Origin of the sequence: Pseudomonas sp. G34, assembly GCF_031119625.1 — a bacterium.
Taxonomy (GTDB): Bacteria; Pseudomonadota; Gammaproteobacteria; order Pseudomonadales; family Pseudomonadaceae; genus Aquipseudomonas.
On record NZ_JAVHZV010000030.1, the window covers coordinates 332,763 to 354,478 of the forward strand.

Sequence of the window (21,716 nt, forward strand, 5' to 3'; positions counted from 1 at the left end):
CGGCGGCATCACGCGGGAGCAATCGACTGCAGGTCACGCCAGGTCAGGTACAGGCGCAGGTCGAATTCCAACTGCGCGTAATCGGGCAGCATGTATTCGCAAAGCTTGTAGAACGCCTTGTTGTGATCGCTTTCCTTGAGGTGCGCCAGCTCGTGCACCACGATCATCTGCAGGAACTGCGGCGCCGCCTCGCGAAACAGCGAGGCGACACGGATCTCCTTCTTGGCCTTGAGCTTGCCGCCCTGCACCCGGGAAATGCTGGTGTGCAGGCCAAGGGCACGGTGGGTGAGGTCGAGGCGATTGTCGAACAGCACCTTGTCGATGGCCGGCGCATTCTTCAAATGCTCCTGCTTGAGTGCCATTACATAGGCATACAGCGCCTTGTCGCTCTGCACCGCGTGGCGGCCCCCATAGCGCTGCGCCAGGTAATCACCCAGGCGCTCGCCGGCGATCATCTGGCGCACCTGTTCCTGGAGCGAGGCGGAGTAACCCTGGAGGTATTTGAGCGGCGTCATGGCGATACGGCGGGTATGGCTGGCGGCCAATTATGCCGCACCTGGGCTACAGCGGCACCACCCGGAGCAGGCGGCCTTCGGCACTGTCGGTGAGCAGGTAGAGGGCACCGTCCGGGCCGTCGTACACAGCGCGGATGCGCTCCTCCAGCTCCTGGAAAAGAACGTCTTCACCGGCCAGCCGGCCCTTGTCGAGCCGCACCCGGCGCACGCTCTTTTCCGCCAGGGTGGATACGAACAGGTCGCCTTTCCAGTGCGGGAAGCGATCGCCGGTATACAGCGCCAGCCCGGAGGGCGCCACCGAAGGCGTCCAGTGCAGCTCCGGCGCCAGGTAACCGGGCAGCTCGGTAAAGGGCGTGACCATCGCCCCCGTGTAGTCGACGCCAAAGGAGGCCAGCGGCCAGCCGTAGTTGCCACCGGGCTGCAGCAGGTTCAGCTCGTCGCCGCCCTTGGGGCCGTGCTCGTGGCTGTACAGGCGCTTGCGCTGGCGGTCGTAGACGATGCCCTGCACGTTGCGGTGCCCCAGGCTGTAGATTTCCTCGGCGGCGCCGGGCTGGCCGCGCAGCGGGTTGTCCTGTGGGATGCTGCCGTCGCGGTTCAGGCGCACCGTCTTGCCCAGGTGATTGGCAGGGTTCTGCGCCTGCTCGCGCCAGTCGAAGCCATCGCCAAGGGTCAGCACCAGGGTGTCGTCGGGCAGAAAGGCAATCCGCCCACCATAGTGCGAGGCGCCTGCCTTGGCCGGCTGGGCGGTGAACAGCACCTGGAAATCGCGCAGCTCGCCGTCGACCAGCCGGGCGCGGGCCAGCCGCGTGTTATTGGCGTCGAGCTCGCCATGGGCGTAGCTCAGGTAGAGCCACGGGTCGCTGGCGAAGTGGGGGTCCAGCGCCACTTCCATCAACCCTGCCTGGGTGGCCACGAAGGGCGCCGGCAGGCCGCCGACCGGCGCGGCCTGCAGCTTGCCCTGGGCATCGATCAGGCGCAGCTGCCCGGTGCGCTCGGTGACCAGCATGCGGCCATCGGGCAGGAACGCCATGGACCAGGGATGGGCCAGGCCGCCGGTGACGGTTTCGATACGGTAATCGGCATGGGCCAGCGCGCCCGCGCACAGCGCTACTGCCAGCAAGACGGCTTTCAACATCACATCCTTGAGCAGAGAAAAAACCATCAGCGCGCAGCGGCGCTGAAACGTGCGAACACCAGGCTCCCCAGGCTGCCACAGAGCATCAGCGCCAGGGTGCCGGACAGCGTGCGATTGGCGCCGATCAGCGTCGGCATCGGCGCTACGGCATTGGCCGCGGTCAACGCCAGCCACACCGCCAGGGCGCCGGCTAGCAGAAATGCCAGCCAGCGCAGCACGCCCTGGGCAGGTGCCAGCCGGGCGGTCAGCGGCAGGGCAACGATGAAGGCGGCGATCACCAGGGCAGCAAAGGTCGGGCTGAACCCCAGCAGGTCGTGGGTCGTGGCCTGCAGGCGAATGCCTGGGGGAATGTAGGCGCCCAGCTGCTGCAGGGCGGCAAGATTGAACTGGGTCTGAACGATGCTGCCGAGCACGGTGGCAACGAGCACGGCCAAGCCGAATGGCAGCCACAGGCGAGAGTTTTGAGGCATGGGGAGCCGACATCCTGAAACGCGTGTCGGCAGTATGGCGCAGCGCCCGGGGGGCAGCGGGACAGGAGTTTTACATGGTTTTTCGTGAACCGGGGAATGCCCGCCGTGGCGGCACACTGCTCATGCTGAAAACAGCCCAGGCCAGATACAGCAAAGCCGCCGGCCCTTCACGGGCAGGCGGCTTTCAGGCTACGCCATGAACGCTGCGATCAGTTGATCTTGGCGGCCAGCTCACCCTTGGCGTAACGCTGGAACATGCCTTCCAGGGAGATCGGCTTGATCTTCGAGGCATTGCCGGCGGTGCCGAAGGCTTCGTAGCGGGCGATGCACACGTCACGCATGGCTTCCACGGTCTTGGCGAAGTATTTGCGCGGATCGAACTCGGCGGGGTTCTGCGCCATGAAGCGACGAATTGCGCCAGTGGAGGCCAGGCGCAGGTCGGTGTCGATGTTGACCTTGCGCACGCCGTACTTGATGCCTTCGACGATCTCCTCGACCGGCACGCCGTAGGTTTCCTTGATGTCGCCACCGTACTCGTTGATGATCGCCAGCCAGTCCTGCGGCACCGAGCTGGAGCCGTGCATCACCAGGTGGGTATTGGGGATGCGCTTGTGGATTTCCTTGATGCGCTCGATCGACAGCACGTCGCCGGTAGGCGGCTTGGTGAACTTGTAGGCGCCGTGGCTGGTGCCGATGGCGATGGCCAGGGCGTCGACCTGGGTTTTCTTGACGAAGTCGGCCGCTTCTTCCGGGTCGGTCAGCAGTTGGCTGTGATCGAGCACGCCCTCGGCGCCGACGCCGTCTTCTTCACCGGCCATGCCGGTTTCCAGGCTGCCCAGGCAGCCCAGCTCACCCTCGACCGAAACGCCGCAGGCGTGGGCAAAGGCAACGGTCTGCTGAGTGACGCGCACGTTGTAGTCGTAATCGGCCGGGGTCTTGCCGTCTTCTTTCAGCGAGCCGTCCATCATCACCGAGCTGAAACCCAGCTGGATGGAGCGCTGGCACACATCAGGGCTGGTGCCGTGATCCTGGTGCATGCACACCGGGATATGCGGGAATTCTTCGATCGCAGCAAGGATCAGGTGGCGCAGGAACGGCGCGCCGGCGTACTTGCGGGCACCCGCAGAGGCCTGGACGATGACCGGCGAATCGGTCTTGTCGGCGGCTTCCATGATGGCGCGCATCTGCTCGAGGTTGTTGACGTTGAAGGCCGGCACGCCGTAGCCGAATTCGGCGGCGTGGTCGAGCATCTGGCGCATGCTGATAAGTGCCATGTTTTGCTATCTCCCGATAGGGCTCGTTGATCGTGCAAGCCTGCCGCAGTGGCAGGCGCTATTCAAGTTTGCGCGAGCGGGCATGCCGCTCGCAGGTCATTCAGGGCGCCTTGCAGCCGCGCCCGAGCAAATCATCATTGGCGGTGCGGTAGACCAGGCCTTCCTCACCCTTGGCATGGAAGGACAGCGTACCGTCGCTGTACAACTCGCCGGAACCGGAAGGCTCCAGGCTCAAGCGATGGACGACATCGCTACCGCCCATGCGCACATCGACCTGTTCGTGGGCCGGGTCGGCGTAGCGCCAGAACACTTCGGCCTGGCTGTCACATACCCAGCGGTTCCATGGCTGGCTGTCGGCGTAGTCCTTGCCGGCACAGCCGGCAAGCATGGCCAGTGCCAGCAACGCAGCAGCATATTTATAACGGTTCATCGCCTTCTCCTTGCTCTAGCAGTTCTGCTCGCCTACGGGCGGCGTCGAGTCACCGGTACTCTGCCCTTCGATGCGCTGCTCCTCGCGGGTGGTCGGCAGATCGATTTCCGCCGGACTCAATACACGGCAAGCCTCATCGCGTGGCGATCCGCCCGCGGCACAACCGCCCAGGACGACACTCAAGCTCAATAGCATGATCAGGTTACGCATCGGTCACTCCTTGCTGGCTGATTTTCCCTACAAGGGTAATGACCACCGCCGCCCGCCAAGGTTTAGGGTCTGTACGAAACCGCCACTATGGCGCTGCATACCGACCCGCGCCCTGGTATCGCCGTTACTCGGCTGCACGCTTCTGGAGAATCTCCACCGCTGGCAGCACCTTGCCCTCGACGAACTCGAGGAAGGCACCGCCGCCAGTGGAGATATAGGAAATGCGCTCAGCCACATCATACTTGTCGATGGCTGCCAGGGTGTCACCGCCACCGGCGATGGAGAACGCCGGGCTTTCGGCAATGGCCAGGGCCAGGGCCTTGGTGCCTTCACCGAACTGGTCGAACTCGAACACGCCGACCGGGCCGTTCCACAGGATGGTCTTCGAGGCCTTGAGCAGCTCGGCGAACTGCGCGGCGGTCTGCGGGCCGATGTCGAGGATCATGTCATCGTCAGCCACATCGGCGACGGCCTTGACGGTCGCAGCAGCGGACTCGGAAAACTCCTTGCCGACCACCACATCGACCGGCAGCGGCACGCTGACCTTGGCAGCGATGGCCTTGGCGGTGTCGACCAGGTCGGCTTCGTACAGCGACTTGCCGACCGGATAACCGGCCGCGGCCAGAAAGGTGTTGGCGATGCCGCCACCGACGATCAGCTGATCGCAGATGCTGCTCAGGCTGTTCAGCACGTCCAGTTTGGTCGACACCTTGGAGCCGGCGACGATCGCCGCCATCGGCTGGGCCGGCGCACCGAGGGCCTTGCCCAGGGCGTCCAGCTCAGCCGCCAGCAGCGGGCCGGCCGCAGCGACCTTGGCGAACTTGGCCACGCCATGGGTCGAGCCTTCGGCGCGGTGCGCGGTGCCGAAGGCGTCCATCACGAACACGTCGCACAGGGCGGCGTATTGCTGGGCCAGCTCGTCGGCGTTCTTCTTCTCGCCCTTGTTGAAACGCACGTTCTCGAACAGCACCAGGTCGCCGGCCTTGAGCTCAACGCCGTTCAGGTAATCCTTGACCAGCGGCACGTCGCGGCCCAGGGCCTTGCTCAGGTAGGCCGCCACCGGCGCCAGGCTGTTCTCTTCGCTGAATTCGCCTTCGGTCGGGCGACCCAGGTGCGAGCAGACCATCACCGCAGCGCCTTTTTCCAGGGCCAGCTTGATGGTCGGCAGCGCGGCGAGAATCCGCGCATCACTCTTCACAACGCCGTCCTTGACCGGCACGTTGAGGTCTTCACGGATCAGCACGCGCTTACCTTGCAGATCAAGGTCGGTCATTTTCGCGATGTTCAGGGTCATTGAATCAGTCCTTAACGGGGGCTGGTGATAAATGAGCGGCGGCATCGAGATAATGCACAGCCATGTCGAGCATACGATTGGCGAAACCCCATTCGTTGTCGAACCAGGCCAGCAGGTTGACCAGGCGTGGCCCGGATACCCGCGTCTGACTGCCGTCGACGATGGCCGAATGCGGATCATGGTTGAAATCGCAACTGGCGTGTGGCAACTCGGTGTACGCCAGCAGACCCTGCAGTGGCCCGTGTTCGGCGGCCTGGCGCAGGATCCGGTTGATCTCCTCGGCACTGGTGTCACGGGCGGTCTGCAAGGTGATATCCAGGCAGGACACGTTGACCGTCGGCACCCGAATGGCTTTGGCCTGGATTCGCCCGGCAAGTTCCGGCAGCAACCGCTCGATGCCGCGCGCCAACCCGGTAGACACCGGAATCACCGACTGGAAGGCCGAGCGCGTACGGCGCAGGTCTTCGTCGTGATAGGCATCGATCACCGGCTGGTCGTTCATCGCCGAGTGGATGGTGGTGATGGAGATGTAGTCCAGCCCCACCGCCTCGTTGAGCAGCTTGAGCAGCGGCACGCCGCAGTTGGTGGTGCACGAGGCGTTGGATACCAGACGCTCGCTGCCCGTCAGGCACTGCTGATTGACGCCGTACACCACCGTGGCGTCGACATCGCTTTCGCTGGCCATCGGCTGCGACAGCAACAGCCGCGGCGCACCAGCCTGCAGAAAGCGCTCGGCCTGCTCACGGCTGGTGTATTGGCCTGAGCACTCGAGCAACAGGTCGATGCCCAGCGCACGCCAGTCGACGCCCTCGGGCTCGCGCTGACGCAGCACCCGCACCGGCTTGCCGTTGATATGCAGATGGTCACCCGCGACCTTTACCTCACCGGGGAAACGCCCGTGGGTGGAGTCGAAACGGGTCAGGTATTCGATGCTGGCCTGGTCGGCCAGGTCATTGAGCGCGACGATATCCAGCCGGGCGTCGCCTGCTCGCTCATGCAAGGCGCGCAGCACGCAACGGCCGATGCGGCCGTAGCCATTCAGGGCAACGCGGTAAGGGCGATAGGACATCGGAGATCTCGGATGAACCCGTAGGGTGGATCGCGCTTTATCGATCCACCGGGCGCTGTAACGGTGGCTGGAAACGCGTCGGCGGCGCGCCCCGATCCACTGTTACAGCGTCATTCTCACTCAGGCGTCGAGCAGCTCTTCGGCGGTGCCGATGATGTTCTCGACGGTGAAGCCGAAGTGCTCGAACAGCTGGCCGGCAGGCGCCGACTCACCGTAGGTTTCCATGCCGATCACCCGACCTTCGAGGCCGACGTACTTGTACCAGAAGTCGGCGTGGGCGGCTTCGATGGCGATCCGCGCGGTGACCTGCAGCGGCAGCACGGACTGCTTGTAGCCGGCGTCCTGCTGGTCGAAGACGTTGGTCGACGGCATCGACACCACGCGAACCTTGCGGCCCTGCTCGCTCAGCTGGTCAGCCGCCTGAATGGCCAGGCCGACTTCCGAACCGGTGGCGATCAGGATCAGTTCCGGCTCGCCGGCGCAGTCTTTCAGCACGTAACCGCCACGGCTGATGGCCGCTTCGGTTTCATGGTCACGCAGGTTATGCGGCAGGTTCTGGCGCGAGAAGATCAGCGCGCTCGGGCCGTCCTTGCGCTCGACCGAATGTTTCCAGGCCACTGCGGCCTCGACGGTGTCCGCCGGGCGCCAGGTGTCCAGGTTCGGCGTGGTGCGCAGGCTGGTCAGCTGCTCGACCGGCTGGTGGGTCGGGCCGTCTTCACCGAGGCCGATGGAGTCGTGGGTGAACACGTAGAGCACGCGCAGCTTCATCAGCGCCGACATGCGCACCGCGTTGCGGGCGTATTCCATGAACATCAGGAAGGTCGCGCCGTAGGGAATCAGGCCGCCGTGCAGGGCGACGCCGTTCATGATCGCGCTCATGCCGAATTCGCGCACGCCGTAGTACATGTAGTTGCCCGAGGCATCCTCGGCAACCACCGGCTTGCAGCCCTTCCACAGGGTCAGGTTGGAACCGGCCAGGTCGGCCGAGCCGCCAAGCAGTTCCGGCAGCAGCGGGCCGAAGGCGTTCAGGCAGTTCTGGCTGGCCTTGCGGCTGGCGATGGTTTCGCCTTTCTCGGCGACGGCGCGAATGAACTCGCTGGCCTTGGCGGAGAAGTCGGCGGGCAGCTCGCCGGCCATGCGGCGGATGAATTCGTTGGCCAGCTCCGGGTAAGCGGCGGAATAGGCAGCGAAGCGCTGATCCCACTCGGCTTCGGCAGCCAGACCGGCTTCCTTGGCATCCCACTCGGCATAGATGTCGGCCGGAACGTCGAACGGCGCGTGGTTCCAGTTCAGGGCAGCGCGGGTCAGGGCGATTTCGTCATGGCCCAGGGCGGCGCCGTGGGATTCTTCCTTGCCCTGCTTGTTCGGCGAGCCGAAGCCGATGATGGTCTTGCAGCAGATCAGCGTCGGCCGGTCGCTGGTTTTGCGCGCGGTGTCGATGGCCATCTTGATTTCTTCGGCATCGTGGCCGTCGACGTTGCGGATCACCTGCCAGCCGTAGGCTTCGAAGCGCGCCGGGGTGTCGTCGGTGAACCAGCCGTGCACTTCGCCATCGATGGAGATGCCGTTGTCGTCGTAGAAGGCGATCAGCTTGCCGAGGCCCAGGGTGCCGGCCAGGGAGCAGACTTCATGGCTGATGCCTTCCATCATGCAACCGTCGCCCAGGAAGGCGTAGGTGTAATGGTCGACGATGGCGTGGCCGTCACGGTTGAACTGCGCCGCCATGATCTTTTCCGCCAGGGCGAAGCCCACGGCGTTGGCGATGCCCTGGCCGAGCGGCCCCGTGGTGGTCTCGACGCCGGGCGCGTAGCCGTATTCCGGGTGGCCCGGGGTCTTGCTGTGCAGCTGACGGAAGTTCTTCAGGTCATCGATCGACAGGTCGTAGCCGGTCAGGTGCAGCAGCGAATAGATCAGCATCGAACCGTGGCCGTTGGACAGCACGAAGCGGTCACGGTCGGCGAATTTCGGGTTGGCCGGGTTGTGTTTCAGGTAGTCGCGCCACAGCACTTCGGCGATATCCGCCATGCCCATGGGGGCACCGGGGTGGCCGCTGTTGGCTTTTTGCACAGCATCCATGCTGAGGGCACGAATGGCATTGGCACGCTCACGACGGCTGGGCATCGCTTATCTCCTGCGGGTGGCTGCCGAAGCAGCTTGGACGAAAAAGGCGCCCATTTTCGCCCACTGAGCACCGTCGGGGCAATGACAGATGGTCTTTCCGCGGCAATATTGCAGCGCTTTTTATCCGCGCAGCGCCCGTGACCGGCAAAAAGCCGCCGAGAAAACCGCGAGGGCAATATCAAAACTTTTTGATATTGCGGTTGATGGCTGAAAAATGACCGACTAGACTGCGCCCCATGACCCAGCGCGCGCCTGCCCTCGACTTCGAGCCCACCGACCTGCTGTCCGCCCTGTGCAAGGCCGCGGGCGACGGGTTGCGCCTGAACGTTCTGCGCGCCCTGAGCAATGACTCGTTCGGCGTGCTGGAGCTGGCGCAGATCTTCGCCATCGGCCAGTCGGGCATGAGCCACCACCTCAAGGTACTGGCCCAGGCCGGCCTGGTGGCGACGCGCCGCGAAGGCAACGCGATCTTCTACCGCCGCGCCCTGGCCCATGCCGAGGGGCCCGGCGGCACCCTGCATGCCGCGCTGCTGCAGGAAGTCGACAACCTGCTGCTGCCCGCCGAGGTGCGCCAGCGTATCGCCCAGGTACACCAGCAGCGTGCCGCTGCCAGCCGCGACTTCTTCGCCCGTAGCGCCGAGCGCTTCCAGGCCCAGCAGGACCTGATCGCCGGCCTGCCGCAATACCGCGACAGCGTGCTGGCGCTGCTCGACTCGCTGGATTTGCCGGCGCACGCCAGCGCGCTGGAAATCGGCCCTGGTGACGGCGGCTTTCTGCCGGAGTTGGCGCGCCGCTTCGCCAGCGTGACCGCCCTGGACAACAGCGAGGCGATGCTCGAACTCGCCCGCCAGCGCTGCCAGCAGGAGGGCCTGGACAATGTACAACTGCACCTGGCCGATGCCCTCCAGGACGCCTACCCAGGCGCCGACTGCGTGGTACTGAACATGGTGCTGCACCATTTCGCCGCACCGGCCCAGGCCCTGCGCAAGCTGGCCGAACAAGTGAACCCGGGCGGCAGCCTGCTGATCACTGAACTGTGCAGCCATGACCAGAGCTGGGCCCGCGACGCCTGCGGCGATCTCTGGCTAGGCTTCGAACAGGACGATCTCGCCCACTGGGCAATCGCCGCCGGCCTGAGCCCAGGTGAAAGCCTGTATGTCGGCCTGCGCAATGGTTTCCAAATTCAGGTGCGGCATTTCCAGCGCACCCTTCCACTCACGCACGCGGCCGAGAGGCCCCTACTCGCCAGGACAACCGATAGATGAGCGAATACTCCCTGTTTACCTCCGAGTCCGTGTCCGAAGGGCACCCGGACAAGATCGCCGACCAGATTTCCGATGCCGTACTCGACGCCATCATCAGCGAAGACAAGCACGCCCGCGTGGCCGTCGAAACCCTGGTCAAGACCGGCGTGGCGATCATCGCCGGCGAAGTCACCACCAGCGCCTGGGTCGACCTCGAGCAGATCGTTCGCGACGTGATCTGCAACATTGGCTACACCAGCTCCGACGTCGGCTTCGACGGCGCCACCTGTGGCGTGATGAACATCATTGGCAAGCAGTCCCCGGACATCAACCAGGGCGTCGACCGCGCCAAGCCGGAAGATCAGGGCGCGGGCGACCAGGGCCTGATGTTCGGCTATGCCAGCAACGAAACCGACGTGCTGATGCCGGCGCCGATCCGCTTCTCCCACGCGCTGGTCGAGCGCCAGGCCGAAGCGCGCAAGTCCGGCCTGCTGCCGTGGCTGCGTCCGGATGCGAAATCCCAGGTCACCTGCCGCTATGAAAACGGCAAGGTGGTCGGCATCGACGCCGTGGTGCTGTCCACCCAGCACAACCCGGACGTGTCGCTGAGCGACCTGCGTGAAGCGGTGATGGAGCTGGTGATCAAGCACAGCCTGCCGGCCGAACTGCTGCACAAGGACACCCAGTACCACATCAACCCGACCGGCAACTTCGTGATCGGCGGCCCGGTGGGCGACTGCGGCCTGACCGGGCGCAAGATCATCGTCGACAGCTACGGCGGCATGGCTCGCCATGGTGGCGGCGCGTTCTCCGGCAAGGACCCGTCCAAGGTCGACCGCTCGGCTGCCTACGCCGGCCGTTACGTGGCCAAGAACATCGTCGCCGCCGGCCTGGCCGAGCGCTGCGAGATCCAGGTGTCCTACGCCATCGGCGTGGCCCAGCCGACCTCCATCTCGATCAATACCTTCGGCACCAACAAGGTGGCGGACGAGACCATCATCAAGCTGGTGCGCGACGTATTCGACCTGCGTCCATACGCCATCACCAAGATGCTCGATCTGCTGCACCCGATGTACCAGCCGACCGCCGCCTACGGCCACTTCGGCCGCGAGCCGCAGCAACTGACCGTCGGCGACGACAGCTTCACCAGCTTCACCTGGGAAAAGACCGACAAGGCCGCCGACCTGCGCGCCGCTGCCGGCCTGTAAATCCTGGGCAAGCCGTCACGGGGTAGCTCTTCGGGCTGCCTCGGCGGCAGATGCAAAAAAGCCTCCGTGGGCGTCGAACCCACGGAGGCTTTTTCATGCCCGCTAAGCGGGCGGCACATCACTTACCGAACAGCGAACCCAGGCTTTTCAGGGTTTCGGCGGCAGCAGCAATGTTCTCGGCTTTGCCATCGCCCTGGGTTTGCGCCACGGTCTCGTTGGAAGCTGCAGCGTTGGCGCCGAGCTGATCACAACCGCCCTCGACCTGTGTGATGGCATCGCTGGCCTGCTGGTTGCCAAGCAGGCCAGCCAGCTGTTTGACCTGAGCAATTTTCTCGGCGTTGGCCGACATCTTCTGCTGACACTTGAGCTGAGTATCTTCGGCCGCATGAGCGAAAGAACTGGCAGCAACCAGGGCAGCTGAGCACAACAGAACAGAAATACGCATGAGACTCTAGACCTCCAGAGATGAGGCCCGGCAATACCCCCGCCGCCGGGCAAATCCGTTTGGTGTGCGGGGCGCGAACTTTAGCACCGGACATTTACGGTAACAAACATCCACCGTCAGGAAATGTCGGCCAGCACCCACTTTTTGCCGATCAGCAACTAGCCTGAAAAACTCGATGCCCGAGCAAGGATGCTCCGCCCATGAAAGCCTGGATCGCCGCTGCCCTTTTCGTTCTGCTGCCCACTCACGCCAAAGCCGAGGAATGCCCACAGCGGACAGCAGCCCATAGCCGCCAACTCGCCGAGCTTGCCGATCAGGTCGCCCGCTGGGACGAGGCCTATCACCGCCAGGGCCGCTCACACGTCAGCGACGCACTCTATGACCAGGCCCGCGCTCGCCTTGAGCACTGGCAACGCTGCAGCGAATTACCCACGGCCAATCCCCTGAGCAGCGCGCAAGGCCCCATCCGCCACCCGGTGGCGCAGACCGGGCTGCGCAAACTGGCTGACGAACGCGCCGTCGTGCAATGGATGGCGAGCCGCGACGACCTGTGGATCCAGCCCAAGGTCGACGGCGTGGCAGTCACCCTGCTCTACCGCGGCGGGCACCTGCAGCAGGTGATCAGCCGTGGCGACGGCAATACTGGCCAGGACTGGACGCCACAGGCCGCACACATCGCCGCCATTCCCAAGCAACTGCACAGACAGGGCACGCTGATTTTGCAAGGCGAGCTCTACCTGAAGCGCCCGGGCCATGTGCAGGCCAGCGAAGGCAGCGCCGCGGCACGGAGCACGGTAGCGGGCTTGCTGGCCCGCCAGGCGCTGCAAGAGAAGCAGGCCGCCAGCATCGGCCTGTTCGTGTGGGACTGGCCCAATGGCCCGGCCGACATGCAAGGGCGCCTCGATCGCCTGGCGCAACTGGGTTTCCAGGACAGCCGAACGTATAGCCAGCCCGTTGCCAAGCCGAGCGATGCCGGTCGCTGGCGAGAACGCTGGTACCGCAGCCCGCTGCCCTTCGCCACCGATGGCGTGGTGCTGCGCCAGGGCCAACGCCCCGGCGGCGAGCGTTGGCGGGCCGAGCCACCGCATTGGGCGACAGCCTGGAAGTACCCGGCCAGCGAGGCCCTGGCGCTGGTCGTGGCGGTCGACTTCAACGTTGGCCGCACCGGGCGCATAACACCCTTGCTGCGCCTGCAACCGGTGAAACTCGACGACCGCACCATTCGGGTGGTCAGCGTCGGCTCGCTGGAGCGCTGGCAACAGCTGGATATAGGCCCGGGCGACCAGGTCGCCATTCGCCTGGCCGGGCAAACCATTCCCCAACTGCAAAGCGTGGTACTGCGCACCGCAACCCGCGCACACCTGGCCATCCCGCACCGCGATCACTACCACGCCCTGAGCTGCCTGCGCGCCTCGCCGGGTTGCGCCAGCCAGTTCCACGCCCGCCTCACCTGGCTCAGCGGCAAGCAGGCGCTGAACCTGCAAGGCATCGGTGCCGGCACCTGGGAGAAACTGCTGGAGGCGCAGCAGCTCGATGGCCTGCTCGACTGGCTGCACCTGGACGAAGAACAGCTGCTGGCGGTGCCCGGCATTGGCCTACACGGCGCCACGACCCTGAGCCAACGTTTCGCCGAAGCCCGGCAGCGGCCGTTTCCAGACTGGTTGCAGGCGCTGGGCGTGCCGATCAACCCAGCCAACCTGGCGGCCGACAACTGGATGGCAATGCAGCAGCGCAGCCTTGCCGACTGGCAGGCGCTGCCCGGCATCGGCCCGACCCGCGCCGCCCAGCTGCAGGCGTTCTTCCAGCACGAGGAAATGCTGGCGCTCGCCGATCAGTTGGGCAAGGCCGGGGTGGCCGGCTTCCAGGCTCGATAAGCGCACCTGGAACCGGCTCAGTCCTTGAACTGGTCCTTGATATAGGAGATTTCGGTCTTGCCGTGGGGCGCTGGCTGGCCGTCCTCGCCAAGATTGACGAAGACCATCTTGGCGATGGTCAGGATGCTCTTGCGGGTGATCTTGTTGCGCACCTCACAACGCAGGGTGATCGAGGTGCGGCCGAACTCGCTGGCGGTGATGCCCAACTCGATGATGTCGCTCTGCCGCGCCGAGGCGACGAAGTTGATCTCGGAAATCAGCTTGGTCACCACGCGCTGGCTGCCCAGCTGAATGATCGCGTAGATCGCCGCCTCCTCGTCGATCCATTTCAGCAGGCTGCCGCCGAACAGCGTGCCGTTGGGGTTGAGGTCTTCGGGCTTTACCCATTTGCGTGTATGAAAGTTCATGCGCCCTCCTGTGCGTGTTCGGTTCGACAGCGATGATCGCAAGGATCGGCGACTGGATCATTACCGCGCTATCGATAATGGTTATCGACACAACCTGTCCGGCGTGGTTCAGCAGCCCTCCTGACGGGCTTCAGGATAAGCACCCGCCCGGTTCGTCAGCATGCGCGGCAAATCAACCATTGCCGCGATGGAAAGCCTTGGGCTCGCACGCCGGCGCGGCTATAATCGTGCCGTTGTAAACACCGGGAGTACCGGGTGTTCCCGCCACCTGTCCGAGGGGCGCTGCAGCAGCCTGAAAGATCTGTTTCGAGTCGCCAAGCCCGGCATCCAACGATGCCTCGCGGCAGATTCGAATCAGCCTTGCAGCCTGTCAGGCTCGGATGGGGCGTTTATCAAACGCATCAACGGCGCCCAATCGAACCGCGTGCAAACCACCGCCAGGCTCCGTGAGCCGAGCGCTGTGGGTTTTGCCCGTTCGACAGCAGACAACCTAACGGAGAGTTACTGCATGAGCGCTGCTTTCAACGATTACAAGGTCGCCGATATTTCCCTGGCCGACTGGGGCCGTCGCGAGCTGATCATCGCCGAGTCCGAGATGCCGGCACTGATGGGCCTGCGTCGCAAGTACGCCGCCAGCCAACCGCTGAAAGGCGCGAAGATTCTCGGCTGCATCCACATGACCATCCAGACCGGCGTGCTGATCGAGACGCTGACCGCCCTGGGCGCCGAAGTGCGCTGGTCGTCGTGCAACATCTTCTCGACCCAGGATCAGGCCGCTGCCGCCATCGCCGCCGCCGGCATCCCGGTATTCGCCTGGAAGGGCGAGACCGAAGCCGAGTACGAGTGGTGCATCGAGCAGACCATCCTCAAGGACGGCAAGCCGTGGGACGCCAACATGGTGCTCGACGACGGCGGTGACCTGACCCAGATCCTGCACGACAAGTACCCGCAGGTGCTGGAGAACGTCCACGGCGTGACCGAGGAAACCACCACCGGCGTGCACCGCCTGCTCGACATGCTCAAGGCCGGCACCCTGAAAGTCCCGGCGATCAACGTCAACGACGCGGTCACCAAGAGCAAGAACGACAACAAATACGGCTGCCGTCACAGCCTCAACGACGCCATCAAGCGCGGCACCGACCATCTGCTGTCGGGCAAGCAGGCGCTGGTCATCGGCTATGGCGACGTGGGCAAGGGCTCGGCCGCTTCGCTGCGCCAAGAAGGCATGATCGTCAAGGTTTCCGAAATCGACCCGATCTGCGCCATGCAGGCCTGCATGGACGGCTACGAACTGGTTTCGCCGTACATCGACGGCCGCAATGACGGCACCGACGCCTGCATCGACAAGGCGCTGCTGGGCAAGATCGATCTGATCGTCACCACCACCGGCAACGCCAACGTCTGTGACGCCGGTATGCTCAAGGCGCTGAAAGCCCGCGCCGTGGTCTGCAACATCGGTCACTTCGACAACGAGATCGACACTGCCTTCATGCGCAAGAACTGGGCCTGGGAAGAGGTCAAGCCGCAGGTGCACAAGATCCACCGCACCGGCGCTGGCCAGTTCGACCCGCGCAACGACGACTACCTGATCCTGCTGGCCGAAGGCCGTCTGGTGAACCTGGGCAACGCCACCGGTCACCCGAGCCGCATCATGGACGGCTCCTTCGCCAACCAGGTGCTGGCGCAGATCTTCCTGTTCGAGCAGAAGTTCGCCACCCTCTCCGCCGAGAAGAAGGCCGAGCGCCTGACCGTCGAAGTGCTGCCGAAGAAGCTGGACGAAGAAGTCGCCCTGGAAATGGTGAAAGGCTTTGGTGGGGTGGTCACTCAACTGACCAAACCACAGGCCGATTACATCGGTGTTCCGGTCGAAGGCCCGTTCAAGCCGGACAGCTACCGCTACTGATTGGGTCGTGCACGCCGCCGGCTCGCTGCCTGCGGTGTGCAGCCTCAAGGAACTCTCATGTCTCAGAAACGTGCAAACGTCAGTTTCGAGTTCTTCCCGACGAAGACCGATGCCGGCCACGAAAAACTGCTGAACACCGCACGGGAACTGGCCGGCTACAACCCGGACTTCTTCTCCTGCACCTATGGCGCCGGTGGTTCCACCCGCGACCGTACGCTCAATACCGTGCTGCAGCTCGACGGCGAAGTGAAGGTGCCGACCGCACCGCACCTGTCCTGCGTGGGCGACAGCAAGGCCGAGCTGATCGAACTGCTCAACCTGTACAAAAGCAAGGGCATCACCCGCATCGTCGCCCTGCGCGGCGACCTGCCGTCGGGCATGGGCATGTCCAGCGGCGAGCTGCGCCACGCCAATGACCTGGTCGAGCTGATTCGCCAGGAAACCGGTGATCATTTCCACATCGAAGTCGCCGCCTACCCGGAGATGCATCCGCAGGCGCGCAATTTCGAAGACGATATCGCCAATTTCGTGCGCAAGGCCAAGGCTGGCGCCAACAGCGCGATCACCCAGTACTTCTTCAACGCCGACTGTTACTTCTACTTCGTCGAGCGGGTGCGCAGGATGGGCGTCGATATCCCGGTGATCCCGGGCATCATGCCGATCACCAACTACAGCAAGCTGGCGCGCTTCTCCGACGCCTGCGGCGCCGAGCTGCCACGCTGGGTACGCAAGCAGCTGGAGGCCTACGGCGACGATACCCAGAGCATTCAGCGCTTCGGTGAAGAGATGATCACCGACATGTGCCGACGCCTGCTCGACGGTGGTGCCCCGAGCCTGCACTTCTACACCCTCAACCAGGCCACCCCCAGCCTGGCGGTGTGGAAGAACCTGCAAGGCTGAGTGACGGGGTCTGTTGACGTTTCACGCACGGCTTGCGATGAAATGACAACAGACCCCACGCCGCGAAAGAGAGAACTTTCGCGGCCTGCCTGTTTCCTACCTGCGTGGCCTGTTGACCGAGCCCCCTTTGCTGGTCGACAGTACAGCGCCATTGCCCGGACGCACCACCTTGGGTCGCCTTGCCGGGACTGAACTCTTCATCGCGCGATCAGCCAGGATTGGCTCGAGTTGTCGCGTTATCACGGGATGCCTGCATGCTCACTCGCCACAAAATCAACGCCTCGGTCTCGCCCAAGGGCAGCCTGGAAACCCTCTCCCAGCGTGAAGTCCAGCAATTGCGCGAAACCGGCTCGGGTAGCGTGTATGCACTGTTCCGCCAGTGTGCCCTGGCGATTCTCAACACCGGCTCGCACAGCGACAACGCCAAGACCATCCTCGAGGCCTACCCGGACTTCGAAGTGAAGATCCACCAGCAGGATCGCGGCATTCGCCTGGAACTGATCAACGCGCCGGCCGACGCCTTCGTCGATGGCGAAATGATCGCCAGCACCCGGGAGATGCTGTTCAGCGCCCTGCGCGACATCGTCTACACGCAGAGCGAGTTGGAGAACAAGCGCGTCGACGTGGACAGCTCCAGCGGCCTGACCGACTACGTGTTCCACCTGCTGCGCAACGCCCGCACCCTGCGCGCCGGCGCCGAGCCGAAGATGGTGGTGTGCTGGGGTGGCCACTCGATCAGCACCGAAGAATACAAATACACCAAGAAAGTCGGTCATGAACTGGGCCTGCGTGCCCTGGATGTGTGCACCGGCTGCGGCCCGGGCGTGATGAAAGGCCCGATGAAGGGCGCGACCATCTCCCACGCCAAGCAGCGCATCGTCGGCGCCCGCTACCTGGGCCTGACCGAGCCGGGCATCATCGCCGCCGAGGCGCCGAACCCGATCGTCAACGAGCTGGTGATCCTGCCGGATATCGAAAAGCGCCTGGAAGCCTTCGTGCGCATCGGCCACGGCATCATCATCTTTCCGGGTGGCGCCGGTACGGCGGAGGAGTTCCTCTACCTGCTGGGCATCCTCATGCACCCGGACAACGCCGAGCTGCCCTTCCCGCTGGTGCTCACCGGCCCCCTGAGTGCCGAGCCGTATCTGCAGCAACTGCATGACTTCATCGGCGCCACCCTGGGCCGCGAGGCGCAGAACCGCTACGTACTGATCCCCAACGACCCGGCTGCCGTGGCGCGCCATATGGCGGCCGGTATCAAGGCGGTCAAGCAGTTCCGCCGCGAGCGCAACGACGCCTTCCACTTCAACTGGCTGTTGAAGATCGACGAGAGCTTCCAGTATCCGTTCGAGCCGACCCACGAAGCCATGGCGAGCCTCAACCTGACCCGCGAGCAGCCCACCCACGAGCTGGCCGCCAACCTGCGCCGCGCCTTCTCCGGCATCGTTGCCGGCAACGTCAAGGCCCACGGCATCCAGTTGATCGAAGAACACGGCCCCTACGAGCTGCGCGGCGACAAGAGCATCATGCAGCCCCTGGATCGCCTGCTGCAGGCCTTCGTCGAGCAGCATCGCATGAAGCTGCCGGGCGGTTCGGCCTACGAGCCGTGCTACCGGGTGGTCAGCTAAGCGGCACCCGCGCGAGGGCGCCGAGCCCTCGCTGCACGATCATTTACCTGCTCTGGAGATCACCATGGCACGTCCCGCTCCCCGCACGCTGCAGGTCATTTCGTCGCACTTCGTCACGCCGCACATGCTGCGCGTGACCCTGGGTGGCGAGGAGATCGGCAGCTTCCCCGACGACCAGCAAAGCGCCTATATCAAGCTGATGTTGCCGGCCCCTGGCAGCGACAAGGAGCTGGTGCGTACCTACACCGTGCGCCAGCAGCGCGCCGACCAGTTCGACGTCGACTTCGTGCTGCACGAAGATGCCGGCCCGGCCTCGCAATGGGCCAGGGCTGCCAAGCCCGGCGACAGCATCGTGATTGGCGGGCCGGGCCCGAAGAAGCTGGTCGACAACAGCGCCGACTGGTTTCTGCTGATCGGCGACATGACCGCCCTGCCGGCGATCAGCGTCAACCTGGAGCAGATGCCTGTCGACGCCAGAGGCCATGCAATCATCGAGGTGATCGACGAGCGCGATATCCAGCCACTGCGCCACCCTGCCGGCATCGAACTGCACTGGCTGATCAACCCGCACCCGGGTGAAAACAGCCAGCTGCTGGTCGATCATGTACGAAAGCTTGAGTGGCTCGCGGGCCGCCCGAGCATCTGGGCCGCCTGCGAATTCAGCGGCATGCGCGCGCTGCGCCAGCACCTCAAGCAGGAGCGCCAGGTCGACCGCCAGGATCTGTATATCTCCAGCTACTGGAAACTGGGCAGCAGCGAAGATCAGCATAAGGCCGTCAAACGCGAAGATGCCGACGCCCAGGGCGATTGAGAGGTTTTGCCAGGTACCCCTGGTGATCCATGAAAACTACACGGGCCCGCAGGTAGCGCAGTGCCAGTCGGCGGCAAGTTGTGCCGATCCTCTGCAATCCTGTTACACTCGGGCCTTCCCGCCAGGCTTGCGCCCGGATGCTAGCCCCCAGTGGTCAGCAGTACCGGTCGGGATTGCGCGCCCCACGCGTGATTCAAGCCAGGCACGACACCTATAGGGCCACGCCCTCACCAGACAGGATTTCACATGTCCTTTGCCTCCCTCGGTCTCTCCGAGGCTTTAGTCCGTGCGGTCGAAGCCGCCGGCTACACCCAGCCCACTCCGGTGCAACAGCGGGCCATCCCCGCCGCGTTGCAAGGTCGCGACCTGATGGTTGCAGCCCAGACGGGTACAGGTAAGACAGGCGGTTTCGCGCTGCCGATCCTCGAGCGACTGTTCCCCAACGGTCACCCGGATCGCGAACAACGCCACGGCCCGAAACAGCCCCGCGTGCTGGTGCTCACCCCCACTCGCGAGCTGGCCGCCCAGGTGCACGACAGCTTCAAGCTGTATGCCCGTGATCTGAAATTCGTCAGCACCTGCATCTTTGGTGGTGTTGGCATGAACCCGCAGGTTCAGGCACTGGCCAAGGGCGTCGACGTCCTGGTCGCCTGCCCGGGTCGCCTGCTCGACCTCGCCGGGCAAGGCAGCGTCGATCTGTCCCACGTGGAAATCCTCGTGCTGGACGAAGCCGACCGCATGCTCGACATGGGCTTCATTCACGATGTGAAGAAAGTCCTCGCCCGCCTGCCGGCCAAGCGTCAGAACCTGCTGTTCTCGGCGACCTTCTCGAAGGACATCACCGACCTGGCTGGCAAGCTCCTGCACAATCCGGAGCGCATCGAAGTCACGCCGCCGAACACCACGGTCGAACGTATCGAGCAGCGCGCATTCCGCCTGGCTGCCAGCCATAAACGCGCCCTGCTCGCTCACCTGATCACCGCAGGCGCCTGGGAACAGGTGCTGGTGTTCACCCGTACCAAGCATGGCGCCAACCGCCTGGCCGAGTACCTGGACAAACACGGCCTGCCGGCCGTGGCGATTCACGGCAACAAGAGCCAGAACGCCCGCACCAAAGCCCTGGCCGACTTCAAGGCCAACAAGGTGCGCATCCTGGTCGCTACCGATATCGCCGCCCGCGGCCTGGACATCGACCAGTTGCCTCACGTGGTCAACTTCGAGCTGCCCAACGTCGAGGAAGATTACGTGCACCGTATCGGCCGTACCGGTCGTGCCGGTCGTAGCGGTGAGGCGATCTCCCTGGTCGCGCCGGACGAAGAGAAGCTGCTCAAGGGCATCGAGCGGATGACCAAGCAGAAGATCCCGGACGGCGACCTGATGGGCTTCGATGCCAGCAAGGTCGAGGCCGAGCGCCCGGAAGTGCGCGAGCCGCAGAAGCCGCGCCAGCCGCGTGGTGCCAAGCCGGAAGGCGAGCGCCAGAATGGCGGCCGCCGCGACAAAGGCAAGGATGGCGGCCGAGCGAAAACTCAGCCCCAGGCCAAAGCCAAGCCAGCTCGCGGCCAGCAGCCACGTAGCCAGGCACGCCCAGCGCCTGTTGCAGGTGCCCCGGCGCTGCCGCCGGATCGCGCGCCGGACGAATTCCGCGATGACGAGATCGACAACTTCGGTAACCGCGCTGATTACGTACCGACCCAGGAGAAGCCGCAAGGCCGTGGCCGCCGTCCAGGCGCCGGGCAGAATGCCGGCGGCCAGGCTCCACGTGCCCAGGGCAAAGGCCCGCGTACCGGCGGCGCAGGTGCCAATGGCGGTGGCAAACGTCAGGGCCAGGGTCAAGGCGGCGGTCGCAACCGCGGCGGCGACAACCGTGGCCGTGGCGCACGTGACAACGTCACCACATCGCTGAATCGCGATGAGTTGCCACGTCGTGAAGGCCCGCGCCGGGACACGCCCGAGAAGCAGCCGATCATCATGCACAAGGCGTCGCGCAGTGATCGCCTGCCGACCGCCGAACAGCTCGATCAGCTGCCAAGCAGCCGCCCACGTGGCGAGAAGCCCGCCCTGCTGACCCGCAACCGCGACAGCGAGTGATGGCTGATTGAATACCCGGGCCTGCGGCCTGGGTATTCAACCGCTCAAAAAAACGCCGGCTCAAAGCCGGCGTTTTTGTTTCTAGCGTCAGGCCAGGCTTACTGGCGCACGCCTTCCACCGAGATGATCAGCTCGACTTCTTGCGAAGCCGGGCCCAGATCCTTCTCGATGTTGAAGTCTTTCAGCTTCAGCTTGGTGCTGCCCTCGAAACCGGCGCGGTAGCCGCCCCATGGGTCGTCGCCCTGGCCAATGAACTTGGCAGCGATCACCACCGGCTTGGTCACGCCGTTGAGGGTCAGGTCACCGGTGATGTCGGCGCTGTCCTTGCCGGTCGACTTGACCGAAGTGGACTTGAAGGTCGCCGTCGGGTTCTTGCTGACGTTGAGGAAGTCGGCACTGCGGATGTGCTTGTCGCGCTCGGCGTGGTTGGTGTCGACGCTCTCGGTCTTCAGGGTCACGTTGACCTTGCTGGCTTCCGGGTTCTTCTCGTCGAAGGTGAAGGAGCCGTCGAAATCCTTGAAGGTGCCGTACAGCCAGCTGTAGCCCAGGTGGCTGATCTTGAAATTGACGAAGGCATGCTGGCCTTCTTTATCGATGGCGTAATCAGCGGCCATTGCCTGGCCTGCGCCCAGCAGTGCGGTGCCCAGTGCCAGTGCAGCGAAAGTCTTCTTCAACATGAGAACTCCTTGT

General features: G+C 64.4%; 20 protein-coding genes and 1 riboswitch. Of the genes, 8 read left to right on the forward strand and 12 right to left on the reverse strand.

Annotated features, from left to right (window positions below; translation table 11 throughout):
- Positions 1–8: 8 nt before the first annotated feature.
- The 9 genes from QYS36_RS23090 to tkt all read right to left on the reverse strand — a co-directional run bounded on the left by QYS36_RS23090 (position 9) and on the right by tkt (position 8,518).
- Positions 9–515, reverse strand: coding sequence for a M48 family metallopeptidase (locus QYS36_RS23090; RefSeq protein WP_308841826.1), 507 nt, complete (start codon positions 513–515; stop codon positions 9–11).
- A gap of 46 nt (positions 516–561) precedes the next feature.
- Entirely contained in the window at positions 562–1,650 is a 1,089-nt protein-coding gene (locus tag QYS36_RS23095) for a PQQ-dependent sugar dehydrogenase (RefSeq protein ID WP_308841698.1), read from the reverse strand.
- A gap of 26 nt (positions 1,651–1,676) precedes the next feature.
- Positions 1,677–2,120, reverse strand: coding sequence for a hypothetical protein (locus QYS36_RS23100; RefSeq protein WP_308841699.1), 444 nt, complete (start codon positions 2,118–2,120; stop codon positions 1,677–1,679).
- Between the two features lie 209 nt (positions 2,121–2,329).
- Positions 2,330–3,394: a class II fructose-bisphosphate aldolase gene (gene fba, locus QYS36_RS23105; RefSeq protein WP_288356403.1), complete on the reverse strand. Its 1,065-nt coding sequence runs from the start codon at positions 3,392–3,394 to the stop codon at positions 2,330–2,332.
- 100 nt (positions 3,395–3,494) lie between these two features.
- Complete coding sequence (locus tag QYS36_RS23110; protein WP_374990491.1) at positions 3,495–3,824, reverse strand: MliC family protein; 330 nt, start codon at positions 3,822–3,824, stop codon at positions 3,495–3,497.
- A gap of 15 nt (positions 3,825–3,839) precedes the next feature.
- Positions 3,840–4,034 (reverse strand): hypothetical protein, encoded by a 195-nt coding sequence (locus QYS36_RS23115; protein WP_308841700.1) that lies wholly within the window; start codon positions 4,032–4,034, stop codon positions 3,840–3,842.
- Between the two features lie 124 nt (positions 4,035–4,158).
- Positions 4,159–5,322: a phosphoglycerate kinase gene (locus QYS36_RS23120; RefSeq protein ID WP_308841828.1), complete on the reverse strand. Its 1,164-nt coding sequence runs from the start codon at positions 5,320–5,322 to the stop codon at positions 4,159–4,161.
- A gap of 10 nt (positions 5,323–5,332) precedes the next feature.
- A complete protein-coding gene (epd, locus tag QYS36_RS23125) occupies positions 5,333–6,397 on the reverse strand; it encodes an erythrose-4-phosphate dehydrogenase (protein WP_308841701.1) in 1,065 nt (354 codons plus the stop codon).
- Positions 6,398–6,517: 120 nt separating this feature from the next.
- The gene (gene tkt / locus QYS36_RS23130) at positions 6,518–8,518 is read right to left on the reverse strand and encodes a transketolase (protein ID WP_308841702.1); all 2,001 of its coding nucleotides are present in this window, start codon (positions 8,516–8,518) and stop codon (positions 6,518–6,520) included.
- Positions 8,519–8,754: 236 nt separating this feature from the next.
- Here tkt and QYS36_RS23135 point away from each other — a divergent pair, with 236 nt between their 5' ends.
- Together QYS36_RS23135 and metK are read left to right on the forward strand one after the other, a co-directional pair.
- Positions 8,755–9,783: a metalloregulator ArsR/SmtB family transcription factor gene (locus QYS36_RS23135; protein WP_308841703.1), complete on the forward strand. Its 1,029-nt coding sequence runs from the start codon at positions 8,755–8,757 to the stop codon at positions 9,781–9,783.
- Positions 9,780–10,970, forward strand: a complete 1,191-nt coding sequence (gene metK, locus QYS36_RS23140; protein ID WP_308841704.1) for a methionine adenosyltransferase — start codon at positions 9,780–9,782, stop codon at positions 10,968–10,970. The genes QYS36_RS23135 and metK overlap by 4 nt, the downstream gene beginning before the upstream one ends.
- Before the next feature lie 118 nt (positions 10,971–11,088).
- On the opposite strand, the gene QYS36_RS23145 is transcribed toward metK, so the two are convergent.
- Complete coding sequence (locus QYS36_RS23145) at positions 11,089–11,415, reverse strand: hypothetical protein (protein WP_308841705.1); 327 nt, start codon at positions 11,413–11,415, stop codon at positions 11,089–11,091.
- 200 nt (positions 11,416–11,615) lie between these two features.
- Between QYS36_RS23145 and ligB the strand changes: the two genes are divergently transcribed.
- Positions 11,616–13,289, forward strand: coding sequence for an NAD-dependent DNA ligase LigB (gene ligB, locus QYS36_RS23150; protein ID WP_308841706.1), 1,674 nt, complete (start codon positions 11,616–11,618; stop codon positions 13,287–13,289).
- Positions 13,290–13,306: 17 nt separating this feature from the next.
- On the opposite strand, the gene QYS36_RS23155 is transcribed toward ligB, so the two are convergent.
- Positions 13,307–13,696, reverse strand: coding sequence for a hotdog domain-containing protein (locus QYS36_RS23155; RefSeq protein WP_308841707.1), 390 nt, complete (start codon positions 13,694–13,696; stop codon positions 13,307–13,309).
- A 268-nt stretch (positions 13,697–13,964) separates the two neighbouring features.
- Positions 13,965–14,116, forward strand: a riboswitch (S-adenosyl-L-homocysteine riboswitch).
- An 88-nt stretch (positions 14,117–14,204) separates the two neighbouring features.
- Between QYS36_RS23155 and ahcY the strand changes: the two genes are divergently transcribed.
- From ahcY to QYS36_RS23180, 5 genes are all read left to right on the forward strand, one after another.
- Entirely contained in the window at positions 14,205–15,599 is a 1,395-nt protein-coding gene (gene ahcY / locus QYS36_RS23160) for an adenosylhomocysteinase (RefSeq protein WP_308841708.1), read from the forward strand.
- 57 nt (positions 15,600–15,656) lie between these two features.
- Positions 15,657–16,499 carry a methylenetetrahydrofolate reductase [NAD(P)H] gene (metF, locus tag QYS36_RS23165; RefSeq protein WP_308841709.1) on the forward strand — a complete coding sequence of 281 codons (843 nt, stop codon included), beginning with the start codon at positions 15,657–15,659 and terminating at the stop codon, positions 16,497–16,499.
- A gap of 254 nt (positions 16,500–16,753) precedes the next feature.
- The gene (gene ppnN / locus QYS36_RS23170; RefSeq protein ID WP_308841710.1) at positions 16,754–18,127 is read left to right on the forward strand and encodes a nucleotide 5'-monophosphate nucleosidase PpnN; all 1,374 of its coding nucleotides are present in this window, start codon (positions 16,754–16,756) and stop codon (positions 18,125–18,127) included.
- 64 nt (positions 18,128–18,191) lie between these two features.
- Entirely contained in the window at positions 18,192–18,938 is a 747-nt protein-coding gene (locus QYS36_RS23175) for a siderophore-interacting protein (protein ID WP_308841711.1), read from the forward strand.
- A gap of 246 nt (positions 18,939–19,184) precedes the next feature.
- On the forward strand, positions 19,185–21,026 hold the full coding sequence (locus tag QYS36_RS23180; RefSeq protein ID WP_308841712.1) for a DEAD/DEAH box helicase: 1,842 nt from the start codon (positions 19,185–19,187) through the stop codon (positions 21,024–21,026).
- Between the two features lie 98 nt (positions 21,027–21,124).
- Here the strand turns inward: QYS36_RS23180 and QYS36_RS23185 are convergent, their stop codons facing one another.
- Positions 21,125–21,703: a YceI family protein gene (locus QYS36_RS23185; RefSeq protein WP_308841713.1), complete on the reverse strand. Its 579-nt coding sequence runs from the start codon at positions 21,701–21,703 to the stop codon at positions 21,125–21,127.
- Positions 21,704–21,716: the final 13 nt, after the last annotated feature.

Coding starts and splice junctions, on each gene's coding strand:
- QYS36_RS23095 (WP_308841698.1), bottom strand. CDS start 1,650: ATGTTGAAAGCCGTCTTGCTGGCAGTAGCGCTGTGCGCGGGCGCGCTG.
- QYS36_RS23100 (WP_308841699.1), bottom strand. CDS start 2,120: ATGCCTCAAAACTCTCGCCTGTGGCTGCCATTCGGCTTGGCCGTGCTC.
- QYS36_RS23090 (WP_308841826.1), bottom strand. CDS start 515: ATGACGCCGCTCAAATACCTCCAGGGTTACTCCGCCTCGCTCCAGGAA.
- QYS36_RS23155 (WP_308841707.1), bottom strand. CDS start 13,696: ATGAACTTTCATACACGCAAATGGGTAAAGCCCGAAGACCTCAACCCC.
- metK (WP_308841704.1), top strand. CDS start 9,780: ATGAGCGAATACTCCCTGTTTACCTCCGAGTCCGTGTCCGAAGGGCAC.
- epd (WP_308841701.1), bottom strand. CDS start 6,397: ATGTCCTATCGCCCTTACCGCGTTGCCCTGAATGGCTACGGCCGCATC.
- ligB (WP_308841706.1), top strand. CDS start 11,616: ATGAAAGCCTGGATCGCCGCTGCCCTTTTCGTTCTGCTGCCCACTCAC.
- QYS36_RS23110 (WP_374990491.1), bottom strand. CDS start 3,824: ATGAACCGTTATAAATATGCTGCTGCGTTGCTGGCACTGGCCATGCTT.
- QYS36_RS23135 (WP_308841703.1), top strand. CDS start 8,755: ATGACCCAGCGCGCGCCTGCCCTCGACTTCGAGCCCACCGACCTGCTG.
- metF (WP_308841709.1), top strand. CDS start 15,657: ATGTCTCAGAAACGTGCAAACGTCAGTTTCGAGTTCTTCCCGACGAAG.
- fba (WP_288356403.1), bottom strand. CDS start 3,394: ATGGCACTTATCAGCATGCGCCAGATGCTCGACCACGCCGCCGAATTC.
- QYS36_RS23115 (WP_308841700.1), bottom strand. CDS start 4,034: ATGCGTAACCTGATCATGCTATTGAGCTTGAGTGTCGTCCTGGGCGGT.
- tkt (WP_308841702.1), bottom strand. CDS start 8,518: ATGCCCAGCCGTCGTGAGCGTGCCAATGCCATTCGTGCCCTCAGCATG.
- ppnN (WP_308841710.1), top strand. CDS start 16,754: ATGCTCACTCGCCACAAAATCAACGCCTCGGTCTCGCCCAAGGGCAGC.
- ahcY (WP_308841708.1), top strand. CDS start 14,205: ATGAGCGCTGCTTTCAACGATTACAAGGTCGCCGATATTTCCCTGGCC.
- QYS36_RS23175 (WP_308841711.1), top strand. CDS start 18,192: ATGGCACGTCCCGCTCCCCGCACGCTGCAGGTCATTTCGTCGCACTTC.
- QYS36_RS23145 (WP_308841705.1), bottom strand. CDS start 11,415: ATGCGTATTTCTGTTCTGTTGTGCTCAGCTGCCCTGGTTGCTGCCAGT.
- QYS36_RS23185 (WP_308841713.1), bottom strand. CDS start 21,703: ATGTTGAAGAAGACTTTCGCTGCACTGGCACTGGGCACCGCACTGCTG.
- QYS36_RS23180 (WP_308841712.1), top strand. CDS start 19,185: ATGTCCTTTGCCTCCCTCGGTCTCTCCGAGGCTTTAGTCCGTGCGGTC.